The 21,008-nt window shown below is 67.6% G+C and carries 16 protein-coding genes; all 16 read left to right on the top strand.

Annotated elements, in window-relative coordinates; all coding sequences use genetic code 11:
• Positions 1 to 66 precede the first annotated feature (66 nt).
• The 16 genes from D575_RS0100385 (at position 67) to D575_RS0100310 (ending at position 21,003) form a co-directional block, all read left to right on the top strand.
• On the top strand, positions 67 to 999 hold the full coding sequence (locus D575_RS0100385) for a LysR family transcriptional regulator (RefSeq protein ID WP_018143935.1): 933 nt from the start codon (positions 67 to 69) through the stop codon (positions 997 to 999).
• Positions 1,000 to 1,005: 6 nt separating this feature from the next.
• Positions 1,006 to 1,752: a type 1 glutamine amidotransferase gene (locus tag D575_RS0100380; RefSeq protein WP_018143934.1), complete on the top strand. Its 747-nt coding sequence runs from the start codon at positions 1,006 to 1,008 to the stop codon at positions 1,750 to 1,752.
• Entirely contained in the window at positions 1,749 to 2,237 is a 489-nt protein-coding gene (locus D575_RS0100375) for a hypothetical protein (RefSeq protein ID WP_018143933.1), read from the top strand. The genes D575_RS0100380 and D575_RS0100375 overlap by 4 nt, the downstream gene beginning before the upstream one ends.
• Entirely contained in the window at positions 2,234 to 3,343 is a 1,110-nt protein-coding gene (locus D575_RS0100370) for an AI-2E family transporter (protein ID WP_018143932.1), read from the top strand. Before D575_RS0100375 ends, D575_RS0100370 begins: the two co-directional genes overlap by 4 nt.
• A gap of 77 nt (positions 3,344 to 3,420) precedes the next feature.
• Positions 3,421 to 4,962 carry an Rne/Rng family ribonuclease gene (locus tag D575_RS0100365; protein WP_018143931.1) on the top strand — a complete coding sequence of 514 codons (1,542 nt, stop codon included), beginning with the start codon at positions 3,421 to 3,423 and terminating at the stop codon, positions 4,960 to 4,962.
• Between the two features lie 144 nt (positions 4,963 to 5,106).
• On the top strand, positions 5,107 to 9,018 hold the full coding sequence (locus tag D575_RS0100360; RefSeq protein WP_038031749.1) for a YhdP family protein: 3,912 nt from the start codon (positions 5,107 to 5,109) through the stop codon (positions 9,016 to 9,018).
• A 64-nt stretch (positions 9,019 to 9,082) separates the two neighbouring features.
• Entirely contained in the window at positions 9,083 to 9,913 is an 831-nt protein-coding gene (locus tag D575_RS0100355) for a carbon-nitrogen hydrolase family protein (RefSeq protein WP_018143929.1), read from the top strand.
• Positions 9,914 to 10,067: 154 nt separating this feature from the next.
• Positions 10,068 to 11,510, top strand: coding sequence for a metalloprotease TldD (gene tldD / locus D575_RS0100350; RefSeq protein ID WP_026181991.1), 1,443 nt, complete (start codon positions 10,068 to 10,070; stop codon positions 11,508 to 11,510).
• Positions 11,511 to 11,545: 35 nt separating this feature from the next.
• Positions 11,546 to 11,809 (top strand): hypothetical protein, encoded by a 264-nt coding sequence (locus tag D575_RS0100345; protein WP_018143927.1) that lies wholly within the window; start codon positions 11,546 to 11,548, stop codon positions 11,807 to 11,809.
• A 78-nt stretch (positions 11,810 to 11,887) separates the two neighbouring features.
• Complete coding sequence (pmbA, locus tag D575_RS0100340; RefSeq protein ID WP_018143926.1) at positions 11,888 to 13,276, top strand: metalloprotease PmbA; 1,389 nt, start codon at positions 11,888 to 11,890, stop codon at positions 13,274 to 13,276.
• Between the two features lie 303 nt (positions 13,277 to 13,579).
• Positions 13,580 to 15,478, top strand: coding sequence for a M48 family metalloprotease (locus tag D575_RS0100335; RefSeq protein ID WP_018143925.1), 1,899 nt, complete (start codon positions 13,580 to 13,582; stop codon positions 15,476 to 15,478).
• Positions 15,479 to 15,884: 406 nt separating this feature from the next.
• Positions 15,885 to 16,088 carry a cold-shock protein gene (locus D575_RS0100330; RefSeq protein ID WP_018143924.1) on the top strand — a complete coding sequence of 68 codons (204 nt, stop codon included), beginning with the start codon at positions 15,885 to 15,887 and terminating at the stop codon, positions 16,086 to 16,088.
• Positions 16,089 to 16,312: 224 nt separating this feature from the next.
• Positions 16,313 to 16,777 (top strand): rhodanese-like domain-containing protein, encoded by a 465-nt coding sequence (locus D575_RS0100325; RefSeq protein WP_018143923.1) that lies wholly within the window; start codon positions 16,313 to 16,315, stop codon positions 16,775 to 16,777.
• 67 nt (positions 16,778 to 16,844) lie between these two features.
• The gene (locus tag D575_RS0100320) at positions 16,845 to 19,205 is read left to right on the top strand and encodes a bifunctional diguanylate cyclase/phosphodiesterase (protein ID WP_018143922.1); all 2,361 of its coding nucleotides are present in this window, start codon (positions 16,845 to 16,847) and stop codon (positions 19,203 to 19,205) included.
• Positions 19,206 to 19,255: 50 nt separating this feature from the next.
• A complete protein-coding gene (locus D575_RS0100315; RefSeq protein WP_018143921.1) occupies positions 19,256 to 19,714 on the top strand; it encodes a DsrE family protein in 459 nt (152 codons plus the stop codon).
• A gap of 299 nt (positions 19,715 to 20,013) precedes the next feature.
• Positions 20,014 to 21,003 carry a diguanylate cyclase gene (locus D575_RS0100310; protein WP_051069908.1) on the top strand — a complete coding sequence of 330 codons (990 nt, stop codon included), beginning with the start codon at positions 20,014 to 20,016 and terminating at the stop codon, positions 21,001 to 21,003.
• The last annotated feature ends 5 nt before the right edge of the window (positions 21,004 to 21,008 follow it).

The raw sequence follows: 21,008 nt of genomic DNA, 5'->3' as shown, positions 1-21,008 counted from the left end.
GGCTTGGTAGCATTCCTCGACCAGGGTTTCCCTGATTGTCTGGAACCTTCTACTTGGCGGAGCGGCATGGCCGATCGGCGTTTGCAGGTCTTTCTTACGGTGGCACGGTTGCTGTCCTTCACCCGCGCCGCCGAGGTGCTGCATATGACGCAGCCCGCGGTCACCTTTCAGGTGCGCCAGTTGGAGGAACAGCTGGATACCCGACTGTTCGACCGCAACCACAATCGAGTCACCCTGACTGATGCCGGACGGCTGGTACAACGATATGCCGAACGCATCTTTGACACCTATGGCGAGATGGAGGCCGCGCTGCGCGAGTTGAAGGGCGCGGACGGCGGGGCGCTGGTGATCGGCGCCAGTACCACGGTGGCGGAATACATGCTGCCGGCGCTGCTGGGTGCATTCCGCCGCGAGCATCCGGATATCGGCATTCGCCTGCGGGTGGGCAATACCGAGAATGTCGTGGTGATGGTCGAGGAGGGCAGTGTCGATCTCGGCATCGTCGAGGCCCCGGTGACCCACCGCAGCTTGCAGGTCCAGCCCTGTCTGGTGGACCAGCTGCGGCTGATCGTGCCGCCGGAACACGAGCTGGCCCGGCGCGACACGGTGACCGTCGCCGACTTCATCGAACGCCCATTCATATGCCGCGAGGAGGGTTCCGGGACCCGCGAGGTCATCATGGAGTACCTTGGGCGCGCCGGATACGACCGCAGCAGTCTGCGCGGCTGCATGGAACTGGGCAGCCCGGAGGCGATCAAGGGCGCGGTGGTGGCCGGCATGGGGGTCTCGGTGCTGTCCGAGGCGGTGGTGGCCAAGGAACTGGCCCTTGGCGAACTGGTGGCGTTGCCGCTGTCGCCGCCGCTGGAACGGCCGATCTCGCTGGTGCATGCGCGGCAGAAGTTCCGCGTACCCACGCTGGAGGTGCTGATGCAGTTCCTGCGCGGGTACTGCACCGGTCAGCGTCCGCTCGCCCCCGCATCAGAACTCAAACAGGATTGACGTGACATGAAGAACTACTGCGTGGTGCAGCATACCTATTCCGAGTTTCTCGGCCTGATCGAGTCGCAGCTGGAGAAGCGCGACATCGGCTTCTCCTACTACCGACCGTTCGTGGGTCAGGACCTGCCGGGCTCCGCGGCCCAGTTCGACGGGCTGTGGCTGCTGGGCGGCGCCTGGCCGACGGCGGATCACGAGGAGAATCCGCAGGTCCCGGACGAGCTGTCGCTGATCGATATCTTCCGCCGCTCGAAGCGTCCGGTGGTGGGCGTCGGTATGGGCGGGCTGCTGGTGGCCGAGCAGGCCGGTGGCACGGCGCACGAGGACCCGATGTACCGCGCCCGCTTCGTGACCGCGCACAAGACCGCGGCCGGGGAAGGCGACGCACTGGCCGAGGCCCTGGATGGCCGGCGGGTGCTGCAGCTGGTCAACGGCCGCGTCGACCTGCCGGAGGACGTGCAGCCGATCCTGGTGGACGACGACGGCGACTGGCTGGCGATCCGGCCGGACGAGCTGACCTATGGCATGCTGTTCCGACCCGAGGTGAAGCCCGGGATGCTCGAGGACATCATCATGGAGGCGCGGCACAATCCGCCGCCGAACATGGGCGAGCTCCTGGGCGAGGCGCGCATGGAATGGGGCGAGATGCAGAAGGTGACCGAGGACGTGCTGGTGGCCCTGGTAAAGACGCTGGGCCTGATGCAGGAACGCCGCAAGATGCCGGTGTTCAGCCTGAAGATCGAGGACGAGGGATGATCCCACCCCTGGGCATGGGCAACGAGGGGGGGCTGTCCGGGGGCGATCTCGGGTCGGTGCTCGGCGGTGCGCGCAAGAAGGGCCGGGAGGACCCGGCCAAGGAGATCGCCGAGATCGCCGCGCGGCTGTCGACCGAGGATCAGGCCAGCCTGCTGAAATTCGCCCGTTTTCTGGAGCAGGAGTCGCCGGCCCCCGCGCCGGAACCGGTTCCCGAGCCGGAGCCGATCCCGCGTCCGGAGAGCGAGTCCGTCATCAAGGCGATGCGCCGGCTTTCCGCGACCTATCCCATGCTGGATCGCTCCAAGCTGCTGAACGAGACCTCGGCCCTGATGGGCCAACACGTGATGCAGGGGCGCCCGGCGGTGGAGGTGATCGACGAGCTGGAGGTGGTCTTTCGGACTCATTACGAGAAGGCCGTCGTCCAGGATCCGACCCGACAGACGGATGCCGACCATGACGAGGCGCCGGGAGGGGCCTCGCAATGATCGATATCCTGCGCCAGTGGTACCAGCGTCATTTCACCGACCCGCAGGTGGTGATCCTGGCGTTTCTGCTGCTCGCGGGATTCCTGATCATCGTCTTTGCCGGGCGCATCCTGGCGCCGCTGCTGGCTTCGCTGATCATTGCCTACCTGCTGGAGGGGGCGGTGCGCAAGCTGGTCTTTTTGCACATCCCGCGCATCCTCGCGGTCACCCTTGTGCTGCTGGCCTTCCTGGCGCTGACGGTGGCGGCGCTGTTCAGCGTGGTGCCGCTGATGTCGGCCCAGGTGACCCAGCTGGTGCGCGAGCTGCCGGGGATGATCTCCGAGGGCCAGAACCTGCTGTTGCAGTTGCCCGAGCGTTACCCGCAACTGATCAGTGACGATCAGGTGTTCGAGCTGATGGGGGCCATTCGCGCCGAGGCGACCCTGCTGGGGCAACGCGTGGTGTCGTTCTCGCTGTCCTCGGCACGGCACCTGGTGGACGTGGTGATCTACCTGATCGTGGTCCCGCTGATGGTGTTCTTCATGTTGAAGGACCGCGATCTGATCCTGAACTGGATCCGCGGCTTCATGCCCCAGGACACCCACCTGGCCAGCGAGGTCTGGACCGAGGTGAATCTGAAGATCGCCAGCTACGTGCGCGGCAAATTCATCGAGATCGTGATCGTCTGGGCGGTCACCTTCCTTACCTTCAACTGGTTCGGGCTGGAATACGCCGTGTTGTTGTCGTTCATGGTGGGCATCTCGGTGATCATTCCGTACATCGGCGCGGCCGTGGTGACCATCCCGGTGGCGGCGGTCGCATACTTCCAGTTCGGCCTGAGCTCCGAGTTCGCCTGGGTACTGATTGCCTACGGGGTGATCCAGTTTATCGACGGCAACGTGCTGGTGCCGCTGCTGTTTTCGGAGGTCGTCAACCTGCACCCGGTGGCGATCATCGCCGCGGTGTTCGTGTTCGGCGGCATCTGGGGGCTTTGGGGGGTATTCTTTGCCATCCCGCTGGCGACGCTGGTACATGCGGTGATCAAGTCCTGGCCGCGCGCCCAGTGGCCGCCGCCGGAGTCCTCTGGAGAGCCGGCGGCCGCCGCGGCCGAAGCCGCCACCAAGTAGCCCGACATCCCTGATCGCCGGCCCGCCCGTGTGCGGGTTCGGCGGTCTGCCCGTGACATCAAGAACAAGAAGAACGCATGACCGGAACCGAGATCCTGATGAACGTGACACCCCAGGAGAGCCGAGTGGCCCTGGTGGAAAATGGCGTCCTGACCGAACTGCACCTGGAGCGCGCCCGCCGCCGCGGGATCGTGGGGAACATCTACAAGGGCCGGGTGGTGCGGGTACTGCCGGGCATGGATGCGGCCTTCGTCGATATCGGGCTGGAGCGCACGGCCTTTCTGCATGCCTCCGACGTGGCCCCGGTGGAGCGCGAGGAGCTCAATGGCAACGGCCCGTCTGCCAGCGACGCCCCTGCGGCGCCCGTGGCTGGCGGCAATGGCACCGGCACGCCGGCCCCGGTGGTGCGCGAGGGTATCCGCGAGCTGCTGCGCGAGGGGCAGGAGGTCCTGGTGCAGGCAGTCAAGGACCCGCTGGGCTCCAAGGGCGCGCGGCTTACCACCTATATCACCCTGCCGTCGCGCAATCTGGTGCTGATGCCGAACCAGTCCAATGTCGGTGTGAGTACGCGCATCGAGGACGAGGGCGTGCGCGCACGGCTGCGTGCATCCATCGAGCAGTTGCGTGACGAGCTGGCGCCGCAGCACGGCTTTATCGTGCGCACGGCCGCGGAGCTGGCCGACCACGAGGCCATGTATAACGACACGGCGTTCCTGAAGAAGGTCTGGGATACCCTGCAGGAGCAGGCGGTCGGAGCCCCGCCGGGGACCGAGGTCTACGCCGATCTGCCGCTGGTGGAGCGCATCCTGCGCGACATGGTGGGGGGCGATATCGAGCGTATCCGCATCGATTCGCGCGAGACCTATCAGAAGGTCTGCGGCTTCGTCGAGCGCTACCTGCCGGAGCTGATCGGCCGGATCGAACACTATCCGGGCGAGCGCCCGATCTTCGACCTGTTCAACGTCGAGGAGGAGATCCACCGTGCCCTGGAGCGCAAGGTGGAACTGAAATCCGGTGGCTACCTGATCTTCGACCAGACCGAGGCGATGACCACGGTGGACATCAACACCGGCGGTTTCGTCGGCCATCGAAAGCTCGAAGAGACCATCTTCAAGACCAATCTGGAGGCCGCGCAGGCGATCGGTCGCCAGCTGCGTCTGCGCAATCTCGGCGGGATCATCATTATCGATTTCATCGACATGCAGGACGACGAGCACAAGCGCCAGGTGATCCGCGCGCTGGAAAAGGCCCTGGAACGCGATCATGTGAAGACCCAGACCTGCGACGTGTCGCCGCTGGGCCTGGTGGAGATGACCCGCAAGCGCACCCGCGAGAGCCTGGAGCACCAGATGTGCGAGCCCTGCCAGGTGTGCAGCGGGCGTGGCTATCTGAAGTCGGCCGAGACGGTGTGCTACGAGCTGTTCCGCGAGATCCTGCGCGAGGTGCGCCAGTACGACGCGCGCGAGCTGCGCGTGCTGGCCTCGCAGAACGTGATCGACCTGCTGCTGGACGAGGAATCCGCCAGCCTGGCCGAGCTGCAGAGCTTTGTCGGCATCCCGATCCGCTTCCAGGTGGAGACGCTGTACACCCAGGAACAGTTCGACGTGGTCTTCGTCTGATCTACAAGTAGTATGTAGACAGGCACCCGGTCCCCGTCTCCGTCAGGGAGGAAGAGGCGCGAAGATGAATCGCCAGTGCGGACCCAGCACGGATACGGGTCCCGGTCGGCCGGGCGGGTCGGATTGCGCCTCCCCGGTGGAGAAATGAGACGCCGGTCACAAATCCTGAGGGTGGCGCTGGGCGCCTTCCTGGCGCTGGTCATCGTGATCGTGCTGCTGCGCCTGGCGCTTCCGCACTGGGATGGCCTGCACGCCTGGGTGGAGGATACCGCCAGCGAGCAGCTCGAGCGCGAGGTCACGGCCGCAGGTATCGAGCTCGGCTGGACCGGCTGGTCGCCGGCGCTGGTGGCGCGCGATGTCCGCGTGGCGATGCCGGATGGTGAACCGGTCGCCATCGACCACCTCGGGGTCGCGCTGAGCGTCGGGGCCAGTCTGCGTAGTCGCCATCCATCCTTCACAGTGCATGTTCGGGGCGTCGAGCTGCGCTTGGTACGCCACGCCGACGGACGCTTTTCCCTGCACGGTCGCGAGCTTGGCATGGGCGAGGGCCGCTTGTTCACGCTCCCCGTGGAGCAGTGGCCGGATGTCGAGGCCGAGGCTATCCGGTTGGTCTGGGACGATCGCAGCGCCGGCCTGGAGTCCGATGCGCGACTGGACCGGGCCGCCCTGCGCACGGCGCATGACGGGTCGCTGCGGATGCACCTCGAAGGGGTGCTGGATGGCGAGGCCGCGGGCGGGCACTTCGAATTGGGGCTGAAGGCCCCCGCTGCGGATTTGCGTGATGCGCGCTTCTTCCTGCGGGCCGATGCGGTCGACCTGACCGCCTGGCAGCCGTGGCTGGCCTACCTCGGCTGGCCCGCGCCCGAGGGCACGGCCGCGCTGCGTCTGTGGGGCGCGCTCGACGAGGGGCGCATGGCCTGGCTGCGCGGGGAGCACGAAACCACCCTCAATCTGGCCGGGGAGCCGGTCGGTCCGGCCATCGGACATCGTTTCGACTGGCGGGTGCAGGAGGATCGCCACCGCTCGTCCTGGAGCGGGACCCAACCCGGTTCCGGCGATCTGCGACTCGCCTATCGCCTGGAGGGCAAGCCGGAGGGGCTGGTGGTGGACGCGGTGGAAATGGCCGCGCGCGATCTCGAAGTGGAACCCTACGCGCCGCTGCTCACGCTGCTTCAGGATGCGGCGCCCGAGTTGGCGGAGCGGATCGCGGACCTGCATCCGCGCGGCACCCTGGACTTCGCCCGGCTGGAGGCCCGCCGCGACGATGGCCGTCTGCAGCCTGTCTGGGCGGAGGCCGATGTGCACGACCTTGGCTGGCGCGCGGGGGATCACGGGCTTGGGGTGCAGGGCGCCTCGGGCTATATGCAATGGCGCCGTGGCGGTGTGGAACTGCTGCTGGACAGCCGCGACCTGCAGATCGACCTGCCGCGTGTGCTGGCCGATCCGGTGCCGCTGGATACGGTGCGTGGACGGCTGCGTGCCGAGCGCGATGACGCCGGACACTGGCGCCTGGCGGGCGAGGGCCTGAATGCCGCCAATGCCCATGCCGCGGTTCGCGGCCGCCTGCGGGTGCTGCTGGATGGTCACGCGGCCGGACCCCGGGTCGATATTGCGATGGACATTCTGCGAGCCGACGGTGATCACACCGCGCGCTACCTGCCGCTTTACCACCTGCCGGACAACACCTACCAGTGGCTGGTGGACAGCATCGTTACGGGCACGTCCTCCGGCGGCGGCATGGCCTATCGCGGGCGCGGGAAAGACTTCCCGTTCGCCGGCGACGAGGGTGTGTTTGATCTCTGGGCGGATGTCGAGGCGGGCATCCTCGACTATCAGGAGGGCTGGCCACGAGCGGAGGACCTCAGTGGCCGGCTCCTGTTCCACAACGCGAGCTTCCGCGCCGAGAGTGCCCGCGGGCGCATTCTGGACACCGAGGTGCGCGACACCCGGATCGGGATCGAGGACATGGAGCATGCGGTCCTCGAACTGGAAGGCACGGCAGAGGGCGATGCGGCGGATCTTCTGGCCTACCTGCGCCAGGCCGAGCTGCTGGAGGAGGCGGCCGAACTCCGTGACCAGGCGCGGCTGGACGGGCCGACCCGGCTGGGTCTGTCGCTGAACCTCCCGCTGCAGGCGGGCCGAATGGCCGCGACCCGTGTCGCCGGTGATCTGGACCTGCGGGGGATCCGCGCCGAGGTCTCGGGCTGGCCGACCATTCTCGAGGCTGTGGAGGGACGGGTCGAGTTCGATACTGCGGATCGCGTGACGGCCGACGGGGTTACCGCGCGGGTTCACGGCGAGACGGTGACGCTGGGGGCGGACTGGCCGCTGGATGGCGAGACGGCGCGGTTGACGGCGCGCGGTCCGCAGCCCCTGGCCCCGTGGCTGGAGGACTTCCCGGAACTTGCGCCTTATCTCGACGGGGCGGCGCACTGGGATGCCCAGTTGCGCTTGGGGCCGGCGGTGGACGGGGTTCGTCTGGAGTTGCGCTCGGACCTGGTCGGGGTCGCGATCGACTGGCCGGAGCCGATCGGCAAGTCCGCGGCGGCGGCCCGCGAGCTGGAGCTGGTGCTGCCGCTCGGGCATGACGGCGCCGGTATCGGCCACCTGACGCTGGGGCAGGTCCTGCGCGCCCACCTGCGCCTGTCACCGGCGGCCGCGCCGGAGGACCCGGCCGCACGGGGTGCCGAGCCGCGTACGGCCGCGCGCGGGATCGGGTTGCAGGCCATGGCGCTGGAGATCGGTGCGCCCCGCGCCAGTGCCCTGGCCTTGCCGGGGGCGGGGGTCTCGGTGCGGGCGCGTCTGCCGGAGTTGGCGGTCGACCCTTGGCTCAAGGCCCTGAGCGAGGCCCCCTGGGGCGGCGATGTGGATCTGGGTGCGGCCGGCGAGGGCGCCGGGGAAACCGCGGGAGCGGTCGCGTTGACCCGCCTGGAACTGGATATCCGCGACCGCATCCGCTGGGGCGAGCAGGACCTGCCCGGTGTGCGCTTCCTCGGCCGACGCGGGGATGCGGGCTGGGATCTGGAGGCCACTTCCGACTGGCTGGCGGGCGAGGCCCGCTGGCGCCCGATGGGAGCGGGCGGGCGCGACCGCTGGGAGGCGCATGTGCGCCACCTGGTCCTGGAGGAGCTTGAGTGGGGCGGAGAAGCGGACCCCGATCCCGGGGTGAACCCTGTCGCAGTCGGGGGCTTCGAAGACCCGCGCGTGTGGCCGGCCGTGGACTTGACCCTCGACAGCCTGGCGCTGGGGGATTACCGTTTCGCGGACATCGAGCTGGGGCTGGAGCCGCAGCCGAACGGACTGGTCGTCCGCGACCTGGAGCTGCGGACCCCGGAAGGTGACCTGCACGCAGACGCCGTCGGGGCCTGGCGGGTGACCACCGGTGGTCTGCCGGAGACGCGCCTGGACGTGAGCCTCTCCGGCGGTGATTGGGGCCGGGCGCTCGAGTCGGCGGGGTTGTCGCGTGCGATGGTCGGGGGGAGCGGTGACGGTTCGCTGTCGCTGACCTGGCCGGGCCCTTTGTATGCCCCGCGCCTCGCACAGCTGGCGGGCTCCATGGAACTCTCGCTGGAGGACGGGCGTCTGGCGGATGTCGAGCCGGGCGCCGGCCGCCTGCTCGGCCTGGTGAGCCTGGACGTGTTGCCGCGGCGGCTGCGGCTGGATTTCCGCGACGTGTTCACCGAAGGCCTGACCTTCAGCGAACTGACCGCGGAGGCGACACTGCGCGATGGTGATCTCTACGTGCCGGCCCTGCGCATGGAAGGGCCATCGGCGCGCGTACGCCTGAGTGGTCGTACCGGGCTGGTGGCGCGCGACTACGATCACGAGATCGTGGTGGTGCCCAGCCTGCGTACCGCGCTGCCGATTGTCGGGGCGCTGGTGGGCGGGCCGGTGACCGGGGTCGTGGTGCTGCTTGCGGAACGCGTGCTGGGGATTGGGGATCAGATAGAAGAGGCGGCTCGTGTCGAATATTCGGTGACGGGCCCCTGGGACGACCCGCAGGTGCGCGTGCTGGTGCAACCGGCCGCAGATGCCGAAGGGCCTGACAACGACTAACGCCGGCAGGGATCGGCGTTGCGGGCGCCATAACCGGCCCCGGTAACCAGATGATCGGAGCGACATGACTCAGGTAGCGGCCATCCAGATGGCCTCCGGACCCCAGCCCCAGGCGAACCTTCTGGAGGCGAAACGACTGCTGCAGGAGGCCGCCGACAAGGGCGCCCGCCTGGCTGTCCTGCCGGAGAACTTTGCCTTCATGGGCATGCAGGAGACGGACATCCTCGGGATCGCGGAGGTCGCCGATGGCGCCGGCCCGCTGCAGGCCTTCCTCGCGGAGCAGGCCCGGCGCCTGGGGCTGTGGATCGTCGGCGGGACCATCCCGCTGCAGACCCCGGACTCCGAGCGGGTGCGTTCGGCTTGCCTGGTGTTCGACGACCGCGGGCAGCAGGTGGCGCGCTACGACAAGATCCACCTGTTCGATGTGTGCCTGCCGGATAGCACCGAGGCCTACACCGAGTCGAAGGTCTTCGAGCGAGGTGACCAGGTGGTGGTCGTCGATACGCCGGTGGGGCGCATGGGCCTGGCGATTTGCTACGACCTGCGCTTCCCCGAGCTGTTCCGGGCCCTGCTGGACAAGAATGCGGAATGGGTCGCCCTGCCGGCGGCCTTCACCGCGCAGACCGGGCAGGCGCACTGGGACGTGTTGCTGCGGGCGCGCGCAATCGAGAACCAGTACTACATGCTGTCGGCGGCCCAGGGCGGCTTCCACGTGAACGGCCGCGAAACCTACGGCCACAGCGCGCTGGTGGACCCCTGGGGTCGGGTGGTCGGCCAGTTGCAGCGCAACCCCGGGGTACTGCTGGCGAACCTGGATCCGACCCAGGCCGCGCGCATCCGGAGCAGCTTTCCGGCGGTGGACCACCGCCGCCTGCCGTGCCCCAAAACCACCTGACCCCGCACCCTGGCCTGGGTCAGGGTGGCGATATACCCGCAACGGCCGCGCGCTTGAAAGCGAACGGCGTGCCCCAAGCTCCATACTGAGGGCCGACAGCTGCTCCCCCATGATGGACACGGAACAGCGGATTTACGGAACCCGAGAGGACTTCATGATCGACCGCCTTGCGCAACAGACCCTGCTCGACCCCGCCGGCCTTGGCGAAAGCGAGCTGAGCGCCCTTCTGGGCACCACCTTCGGTCACGGTATCGATGGCGGTGACTGCTACTTCCAGTTCGCCAGCCAGGAGGGCTGGTCGCTGGAGGACGGCATCGTGAAATCCGCCAGCTTCAACATCGAACGCGGCGTCGGCATCCGCGTCGTGCGTGGCGAGCAGACCGGGTTCGCCTACTCCGACGACATCGCGATGCCGGCCATGCTTGAGGCCGCGAAGACCGCGCGCAGCATTGCCAGTGCCGGGCAGAGCGGGCGCATTGCGGTTGCCTCGCGCGCGACCTCGCGGCCGGCGCTGTACGCCCCCGACAATCCGCTCGATTCGCTGGGCGAGCAGGCCAAGATCGACCTCCTGAAGGAGGTGGATGCCGTCGCCCGCGCCGAGGATTCCCGCGTAACCCAGGTGATGTGCTCGCTGGCCGGGGTGCACGAGGTGGTGCTGGTACTGAATGCCCGCGGCGAGATGACCACCGACGTGCGCCCGCTGGTGCGCCTGAACGTCCAGGTGATCGTCGAGCAGGGCGGGCGCCGCGAATCCGGCACCTCCGGAGGCGGTGGTCGTCACGGCTACCAGTACTTCCGCGAGGATGGCCGCGCCGCCGGTTATGCCCGCGAGGCGGTGCGCCAGGCCCTGGTGAATCTCGATGCGCGCGACGCGCCGGCCGGCAGCATGAAGGTGGTGCTCGGGCCCGGTTGGCCGGGCGTCCTGTTGCACGAGGCGATCGGCCATGGGTTGGAGGGTGACTTCAACCGCAAGGGGACCTCGGCCTTCTCCGGACGCATCGGTGAGCAGGTGGCGGCCAAGGGCATCACCATCGTCGATGACGGCACCCTGGAGGGCCGCCGCGGCTCGTTGAACGTGGACGACGAAGGCAATCCGACTCAGCAGACCGTGCTGATCGAGGATGGCGTGCTGCGCGGCTACATGCAGGACGAGATGAATGCCCGCCTGATGGGTACGCAGTCCACCGGCAACGGCCGTCGCGAGTCCTATGCCCGGCTGCCGATGCCGCGCATGACCAATACCTACATGCTGGGCGGCGACGCTGATCCGGAAGAGATCCTGGCCTCGGTGGACGATGGCCTGTACGCGGTCAATTTCGGTGGCGGGCAGGTGGACATTACCTCCGGCAAGTTCGTGTTCTCCGCCTCGGAGGCCTACCGGGTGGAGAAGGGCAAGGTGACGTACCCGGTCAAGGGTGCGACCCTGATCGGCAATGGCCCGGATGTCCTGACCCGGGTGTCGATGATCGGGAACGACATGAAGCTCGATTCCGGCGTCGGCACCTGCGGCAAGGAGGGCCAGGGCGTGCCGGTCGGCGTGGGACAGCCCACGCTGCGTATTGACGGCATGACCGTGGGCGGTACCCAGGCAGCCTGAGGGCTGCAGGGCCCGATGCAACCAAGGAGGCACAGATGAATCTCGATTTTCTCGAACAGGAACGTTCCCTGCCGGAAGGGCATGGCCACGACAAGATCGTCCAGTGGCATGTCTTTCGCGCGCGCGACAAGGCCGAGCAGTTCGCCCACCACGTGGAGCTGAGCGAAGGCCAGGACCTGGTGGGCGGCTGGACGCGTGACAGCGTCGGCATGCTCTACTGGGTCGGTGTGCACGTCGACGACCTGGAGCGCTGGGGCAACGCCGGCGCAGTCCACAAGCACGGCGCCCGGGTCGACTAGTAATCCCTTCCCCGGGCCATCCGGCCCGGGGTGTCCTTGTATCGCCCCCAGATCAGTCATCGAGTAGCGGAACCCTGCATGAGTACATCTCCCGAACGCGCCATCCCGGAACCCGTGTCCCAGGAAGACGGGGTCCAGGCCCTGTCCCATTCGCCGGACTCCCTGCAGACGAGAGTTCAGCGCACGCTAGAGGCCGCGCGCGCGCGCGGTGCCTCGGACGTCCAGGCCGTGGTCAGTCACAGCGTCGGGCTGGAGTTGGGGGTGCGCAAGGGCGAGATCGAAACCCTGGAGCACGAGCGTGACCAGAGTCTTTCGCTGATCGTCTATTTCGGCCAGTCCAAGGGGGCCGCCTCTACCACCGATTTCAGTGACCAGGCCCTGATCGACACCGTCGAGGCGGCCTGCCGCATCGCCCGCTACACCGAGCCGGACCCGTACGCCGGGATGCCCGATCCCGCGTTCAAGGCGAGCGAGTGGGACGACCTTGACCTGGATCACCCCTGGGGCTGCAGCGCCGCCGAGGCGACCGAGCTGGCCCGTACCATCGAGGCCGCCGGCTTCGCGGCGGATGAACGGATCGAGAACTCCGAGGGTGCCAGCGTCAGCACGCGGCGGGCCATTGCGTTTCTCGGCGACAGCCAGGGGTTCATGGGCGGCTATCGCAGCACCCGGCACTCCCTGTCCTGCGCGCTGGTGGCGCGCGACGCAGCAGGCATGCAGCGCGACTACGCCTATACCGTCGCACGCCACGCGGATGATCTGACCGCCGCCGAGCAGGTCGGGCGCGAGGCCGCCGAGCGCACCGTGCGCCGGCTGGGCGGGCGCAAGCTGTCGACCCGCAACTGCCCGGTGCTGTTTGCCCCGGAGATGGCGCGTACCCTGATTGGCAGTTTCACCCGTGCGATCGCCGGTCCGTCCCAGTACCGCGAGAGCTCGTTCCTGCTGAACGCCATCGGCGAGAACGTGTTCCCCGCGTGGATGCAGATCGAGGAACGCCCGCAGACGCCGCGCGCGCTGGGTAGCGCCCCGTTCGACGGGGAGGGCGTGCGCACCCGCAACCGCCCGCTGATCGCCGACGGCGTGCTGCAGAGCTATACCCTCGACAGCTACGCCGCGCGGCGTCTGGGCCTCGAGGCCACTGGCAACGCCGGGGGTGCGCGCAACGTGACCGTGGCCCCGGGCGACAAGGACTTCGCCGCCTTGCTGGCCGAGATGGGGACCGGTTTCCTGGTCACCGAGCTGATCGGCCAGGGCGTGAATCCGGTGACCGGCGACTATTCCCGCGGGGCCGCCGGCTTCTGGGTGGAAAACGGCGAGCTGCAGTATCCGGTGGAGGAGATCACCATCGCCGGCAACCTGAAGGACATGTTCCAGCGGATGGCGGCCGTGGGTACCGACGTCGACCGCCGCGGCAACATCCACACCGGTTCCATCCTGGTTGAATCCATGATGGTGGCCGGCGACTGAACGGCTCTTTCCGGTCTGCCTGTACGGGCATGACCGGCCGTTTCCCCGCATCACCCACCCTGCTACTCTCGCCTAGGGAGACGCTGATTGAATCGCGCGCTCGGCCGCTTTTGCGCGCGCACGGCGTTGCGGTTCCTTTGTGCAGAGTGACTGCACGGCAGTCACCGCGCCTTGTTCGCACGCAAAAGCGACTCGAGCGCGAGCGCGCGATTCAATCAGCGTCTCCCTAGGGCTGCATGGCCCCGTGACGCGCGACCGTCCGCCCTCCGCAATACGGTCGTATCCCGGTGGCGAGGAGCGGCCATGAACTTCTTCAAGCAGCAAGAGCAGGCACAGCGCAGGACGCGCTGGCTACTGGCCCTGTTCGGCCTGGCCGTGCTGGTGATCGTCGGGGCCCTGGGCCTGATTGTCTGGGCCATGGGGGGCGGCACCGAGGCCATCGCCTGGACCATGGGGATCACCGCGGGCCTGATCGTCCTTGCGAGTCTGTACCGGGGCTGGCGGCTGCGCGCCGGCGGCGGTGGGCTGATCGCGCAGGAGATGGGCGGCATCCGGGTGGATGGCAATCCGGCGGACCCGCAACAGCGGCAGCTGCGCAACGTGGTCGAGGAGATGGCCATTGCGTCCGGGGTGCCGGTACCCGAGATCTACGTGCTGGAGCAGGATCTGGGCATCAACGCCTTCGCCGCCGGCTTTGCGTCGAACGATGCGGTGATCGCCGTGACCCGCGGTGCGCTGGACAGCCTGGAGCGCGCCGAGCTGAAGGGTGTGGTCGCGCACGAGTTCGGACATATCCTCAATGGGGACATGCGCCTCAACATGCGCCTGATCGGCATCCTCTACGGGATCGAGATCCTGGCGCTGCTGGGGCAGGGCGGGCTGGCGCGGCGCCGGCGTCGACACAAGGGCGACATTGCCGATACCGGGGTGGGGGTGCTCAGCGTGACCCTGATCGTGGTGGGCTATGCCGGGCTGGCCCTGGCGCGCTGGATCCGGGCCGGTATCTCGCGCCAGCGCGAATACCTCGCGGATGCCCATGCCGTGCAGTTCACCCGCGAGCCGGACGGCCTGGCCGGTGCGCTGAAGAAGGTCGCGGCCCGCTATGCCGGGCTGAATGGCAATACCGAGGAGATCACTCACATGCTGTTCGCCAGCGACGCGATCGGCCAGATCTTCGAGACCCATCCGCCCCTGCTGGATCGCATCCGCACCTTGCAGCCGCATTTCGAGCCCCGGGATCTGCAGCGCCTGCGCGACCAGATCAATGCCCGGGTGCGGCAGCGGGCGCACGAGCGCGCGGTGGACGGCATGCAGCGCGAACGCGAGGGGCGTCTGCCGGGCGCCGAGGCCGTGGGGGATGCCCTCGGCGGCCACCCGGCACTGACCCATATCCTCGGTGCCGGCATGTTGCTTGCTGCGATTCCGGGGCCACTCGCCTGGGCCGCGCGCTCGGATGCGCGGGCGATCGAGGTGGTCTTGTATCTCCTGTTGCATGCGGACCCGGATGTGCGCGAGCGGCAGCGGATGATGATTGCCGAGGCGTTGGGCGAGGCGCGCGGAGAGGCCGTTCGTCGTCTGCAGGCAGCGGAACCTGCGCTGCGCGAGGACCTGCGCCTGCCGCTTCTGGAGCTGGGCTTCCCGATGCTGCGACGGCTTTCAGCCGAGGAGCGCGCGCGCCTGCAGGGGCTGGTGGAGCGGCTGATTCATGCCGATGGCCGGGTGGCGGTATTCGAGTATGCCCTTGGGCGCATGCTGAGCCGCCAGCTGCGGGATGTGCAGGATCCTGCCGCGGCGTCCCGCCCCAGGACTGCCACGCTGGGCGCCCACAAGGAGAGCGCGCATTACTTGCTGGCGGTGCTGGCCCACCATGGCCATCCGGACGAGCCGGCGGCGGCGCGGGCCGCGTTGACCGCCGGGATTGGCAGCCTGGACGGGGCGCTGCCGCTGGCGGTGGAGATCCCCGAGGCCCTGACCGGGGCGGCCGGTGCGCGCGCATGGGCGAATGTGCTGGACCGCGTGCTGGAACAGCTGGATACCCTGCGCATGCGCGACAAGGACTCGCTGATTCGGGCGATGGTGACCATCGTCAGCCATGGCGGTCAGGTGGTGCCGGCCGAGGTCGAGCTGCTGCGAGTGATGGCGGCGTCGCTGCACGTCCCGCTGCCGCTGGCAACGGAGGGGCTGTTGGATGGTTTGGGATAGCGGGCGGCCTGCGCATGAGGGTGCGGCCGGTGTCCCTCGAGGTGCGTTGGTTCTGGCCGGAAATGCCTTGAAACCGCTTCCACGTGGGAAATAAGCACCTGAATCCAAATTAAAATCCGACTCAAGCGGCGGATAACAAACGATTTTCCGGGCTCACATCAAGAAAATCCGAAAAAACACTTTCAATCGAGAGCGGTTTGGGAGGACAATGGCTGCGAGGTAACGGTAACAGGCTCCATGCAGCACCAGGCGACACCCCGAAAGGGGCGTTAAGATTCGCAGTTCCGGTCCCGGTTGGTTTGGGGCCGCGTAGAATCACGATCAAGTTCCATCGTCGTTCGGTTGCCCTCCAGTCTCTCCTCCCCTCGAAAACCCAATCTATTATGAACAAGCAGAGGTAACCGAAATGGCTACAGGTACAGTGAAGTGGTTTAGCGACGAAAAAGGCTTTGGCTTTATTACCCCGTCTGATGGCTCCAAGGACGTCTTCGTCCATCACAGCGCCATCCAGGGTAGCGGCTTCAAGTCGCTGGCAGAAGGCCAGAGCGTCTCGTTTGACGTCGAGCAGGGCCAGAAGGGCCCGGCCGCCGCGAACGTCGAAGCTCAGTAAGACAACCCCGGCGCGCAAGCGCCAGGTTGAGAGAGCCCCGCCTAGTGCGGGGCTTTTTTTGTGCGCGATTCTGGCTGCAAGTCGGGACGGGCGTCGTCGCATGGACTTGGCGAGGCAGAGCCACGATAGAACGTGTCCAGGGAAGACCTTTTTTGTGTGGCGCAGACCGGGCAACGTGCTACGGTTCCCGCATGATCGCTGGATATCGTCAAACCCGCGTCCGGATGCGCCGCGCCGGCCGCGCATGGCCTCGCTGGATCGCGGTGTTCGGGGTGCTGCTGGCGCTGGTCGTGGGGAATGTGGCTGCGGCCCAGGGCCCCTATCGCGCGCCTGCAGCGATCCCGGGTACCCAGACCATCGAGGCCTCCGAGGCCTGGGCGCTGTTCCGCGAGGGCGTGCCCTTCGTGGACACGCGGCTGCGCGCGGATTTCGAGGCGGGGCGAGTGCCAGAGGCCCGCAACCTGACCATCATGCGCGACCTCGAGGACGAGCGGAATCGTTTTACCCGGGAGAACCTCCTGGAGTTCATCGGCGCGCTGGACGCCCCGGTGGTGATGTACTGCAACGAACGGGACTGCTGGCGCACCGAGGCGGCCACGCGCCGCGCCCTCGGATGGGGCTTCACCAATCTCTACTACTTTCCCGGCGGCTTTCCCGAGTGGATCCGCTCCGGCTATCCCTTCGAATAGCCGCGTGGGCGCCGCAGACGCACATTCCGGCAAGGGCATACGGCTCCAGACGGTCCTGACCGCTGTCATGTTCGCCGGGCTCCTCGTGCTTGCCGGGACCCTTGCGATGGGCACGCACCTTGCGGTCAATCAGGCGGAGCAGCGCCTCGACCGGCTGGGCGTGGAGGGCCAGTCGGCCGCCTGGCGCCAGACCCTGGCGAACGAGTGGCAGCGCATGCGCGCCGAGGCGACCGCGGTGACGCGCAACGAGGCGCTGATTGGCGCCATGCGTGCCGACGCGGGCATCAGCACCTACGCGGACCCTCTGTACAACCGCCTGCGGGCCGGCGGGATCGCGGACCGGATCGTGGTCCTGGATGCCCAGGGCACGGTGCGTTATGACTCCGACGGCAACCGTGGCGAGCGTGTGCCGCTGGCAGAGGCGGCGCTGGCGGACGGGCGCTTCCACGAGGGGCTGCATCATGTGCCCGGCGAGCGAATCTATGCCGGTCTGGCCATCCCGGTCTATCGTGGCGGCAATCCCATCGGCAGTGTCGTGCAACTGCGCGATCTGTCGACCTCGGCGCTCGAGTCCATGGCGGAGGCGATCGGCGGTCGTGCCGCGTTGCTGGATGGTCGCGGGCCACTGGCCCTCACCGCGCCATTCTCGATGTCCCTTTCGCTGAGTGGGCGACTGCAGGAGCAGGCGACCGCCGGGCGCGTGGATCTGGATGGTCGGCATTCGCAGGTGGTCTATTTGCCCCTAATGCCATACGCGGCCGAGCGTCCGACCGCCAACGTGGTCCTGTCGCGTGACCTGACCGAATCGGTCGCTACCCAGAACCTCATCAATGCGCTGACCTATGCGGCCGCCTTCCTGGTGCTCGTGCTGATCGCGGGCGGGTTGTACCTGTGGCTGGGTCGCACCCTGCGGCCGATGCAGCAGGCCATGAAGACCCTCGACCGGATCGGCCATGGAGAATTCCACACGGATCTGCGCGTTGACTCCCGAGTGACCGAGATCGCCCGCTTGCAGCAGGTGACGCAGACCATGGCGCAGCGCCTCGGCCGCATCCTGGAGGTCGAAGAGGAGAACGCCCGCCTGGCGTTTCGAGATGCGCTGACCGACCTGCCCAACCGGCGACTGTTGCTGGAGCATCTGGAACACGCCATTCACACGGTCAACCGGACCCGTCGGCATGCCGCTTTGCTGCTGATCGACCTGGACAACTTCAAGACCCTGAACGACACCTGCGGCCATTCCGCGGGGGATCGCCTGCTGCAGGCCCTGGCCCAGCGCTTCACCGCGCGACTGCGCGACCAGGACATCGTGGCACGCCTGGGCGGCGACGAGTTCGTGGCCCTGCTGGAGGAGCTGAGTCCCGATCGTTCACAGGCGGGGGTCGACGCCCAGCGCATCGCCGGCGAGCTGCTGAAGGCGATGCGCGAGCCGGTCCGGATCGATGACATCGAGCATGTGATGTCCGGCAGCATCGGGATCACCCTGTTCCCGCGTGGCTACGATACGCCGGAGGAGTTGCTCAAGCAGGCCGATTTCGCCATGTACCAGGCCAAGCACCAGGGCCGTAACGCGGTGCGCTTCTACGACCCGGCGATGCAGCGGACCCTGCTGCGCGAGGCGGAGCTGGAGCGCAACCTGCGCCAGGCGCTGGGGCGCGAGGAACTGGTGATCCACCTGCAACCCCAGGTGGACCCGGAGGGACGCATCCTGGGTGCCGAGGCATTGATGCGCTGGCCGCAGCCGGACGGAACCTGGATCTCCCCGGGCGAGTTCATCCCGGTGGCGGAGCACACCGGGCAGATCCTCGAGATCGGCCGCCTGGCGCTGCTCCAGGCCTGCCAGACATTGCGTGCCTGGCAGGGGCGGCCAGGGCTGGAGGATCTGCCGATCTCGGTCAACCTGTCGCCGCATCACCTGCGCCAGGCGCGTCTGATGGACGAGGTAACGGGCATCCTGGAGGAGACCGGGGCCGCTGCCCAGCGGCTGCACATCGAGGTGACCGAGAGCGTGATGGCGGATGCCTCGCCGCAACTGATTGCCAATCTGGAGGCCCTGCGGGCGCGCGGGGTGGCGCTGGCGCTGGACGACTTCGGGACCGGGTATTCCTCGCTTGGCTATCTCAAGCGTCTCCCGCTGGATGTGCTCAAGATCGACCGCTCCTTCGTCCAGGACATCGAGCACGACGCGGACGACGCCAACATCGTCGCGACGATCGCGGCCATCGCCCACAACATGGGTCTGAGCCTGATTGCCGAAGGTGTGGAGAACGAGGCCCAGCGTGATTTCCTGGTGCGTCATGGCTGCCAGCGCTTTCAGGGCTACTTGTATCACCACGCCATGCCGGTTGCCGATTTCGAGGCCCTGGTGGCCGATAGGCCCGGGGTTACGAACCAGGCGGATCGCGAACCGAGAGGACCGACGGAATGACAGCAAACACCCAGCGCGGGTGGCGGGCACTCCTGCTCGCCGGATGGATGATGGGGTTCGCGACCGGGCCCGTCGTCATGGCTCAGGCAGGGGAGACTCCAGCCCCCTGGGGCGCGGCTGCACCGGTGGAACAGGGCTACCAGGGTCTGCGGGCCGTGTACGACGTGACCGCCGGGACACCCGAGGGCCTGCAGAACGTGCTCGACCACGCGGCCTACCTGAGCCGGATGGTCGAGGACGACCCCTTCGACAGCCACATCGTCCTGGTGGTCCATGGCGGAGCGCTGGACCTGTTCGCGCGCGAGCATTTCGCCGCGCACGAGCAGCTGATGACGCGTGCCCGCGGGCTGACCCTGAATGGCGTGATCGAATATCGCATCTGCCAGGCCGGGGCCGCTCGTCGCGGCTACGCCCCGGAGGACTTCCACGGCTTCGCGAGCGTCGTCCCGATGGCCGATGCCGAGATCATCCGTCTGCAACAGCAGGAGGGCTACGGGTACATGCGTTAGGGCGACGCTGGCCCTTGTCCACGCCCGCGTCGGCGCTCCATGTGTTGCGCAGGGTGGACGCGGTTCTACCGGCCCGTTGCCACCCGTGGTACGTAACTCCGGGTCGAGGAACGCGGGGGCATCAACCCCGCAAGTCATTGAATGCCAGGCTTCGGCCAATGTTCCCACTGACGGCGTTGCGGTTCGCGACGAAAGCTCGGCTACACTGAGCTCACCACGCCTTGTCAGCACGAAAGATCGATTCGAGGGCGACCGCGTATGTGGGGCCGCGTGTCCCCGGCGTACCAGAAGGGTATTCGATGACGGACGATAGAACGGCGAGGGAAGGATTTCTGCACGAGTTGGCGCAGACCAGTGTGCTCGCGGAGATCTGGCAGCACTTCCCGGAGAACATGTTCCTGATTCGGGTCGAAGGCCCGGATTTCGTGGTCGAGGCATCCAACGCGAAGATGCAACAGCTGTTCGCGCAGGATTGTACCGGCCGGCGCTTGCACGACATCCTGCCGTGGCCGGTCGCGGAGCAGGTGGTCGCACATTACCGCGACTGCCTGCGCCAGGATGCGCCCCTGCGCTACGAGGAACATGCCGCCTTTCGCGACGGCGATGGAGTCGAAAAGGAAGGGCACTGGCTCACCCTGCTGTTGCCCGTGCATGACACGCAGGGCGCGATCACGCACTTGTTCGGAATTTCCCAGGATGTCACCGAGTTGCGCCTGGCGCGTGAGGATCTGGAGCGCTACAGCCACAACCTGGAGGCCGTGGTCGAGGAGCGCACGCAGGCCCTGAACCAAGCCAACCGCGAGTTCGAGGAGGCCAATCGGCGGCTGGAAAAACTCGCGTCCTGCGACCCCCTCACCGGGGTTGGCAATCGCCGGCACTTTCAGGCACGGGCTGAGAGCGAGATGGAGCGCGCCCGCCGCCACGGCAGTCCCCTTTCGCTGTTGATGTTCGATCTCGACGGCTTCAAGCGGATCAACGACGAAGTGGGACACGCGGCCGGCGACGCCATGCTGAAGCGGGTCACCGCGACCGCGCAGGCAACCCTGCGCGACGCGGACCTCCTCGGACGCTATGGCGGGGACGAATTCGTCGTCCTGCTTCCGCATACCCCGTTGGCGGATGCCCGACGGATGGCCGAGCGCCTGCAGGCGCGGGTGCAGGAACGGGCGGACATCTCCATCAGTGTCGGCGCGGCCGGCTTTCTCGCCGACGACACCCATCTCGAGCACCTCGTCCACCGCGCGGATACCGAGCTCCTGGCCGCCAAACGTACCCGGGCTGAACGCTAGCCCAG

It is taken from the genome of Thioalkalivibrio sp. AKL6 (assembly GCF_000376905.1).
Classification (GTDB): Bacteria; Pseudomonadota; Gammaproteobacteria; order Ectothiorhodospirales; family Ectothiorhodospiraceae; genus Thioalkalivibrio; species Thioalkalivibrio versutus.
This window is presented reverse-complemented; position numbering and strand designations above follow the sequence as displayed.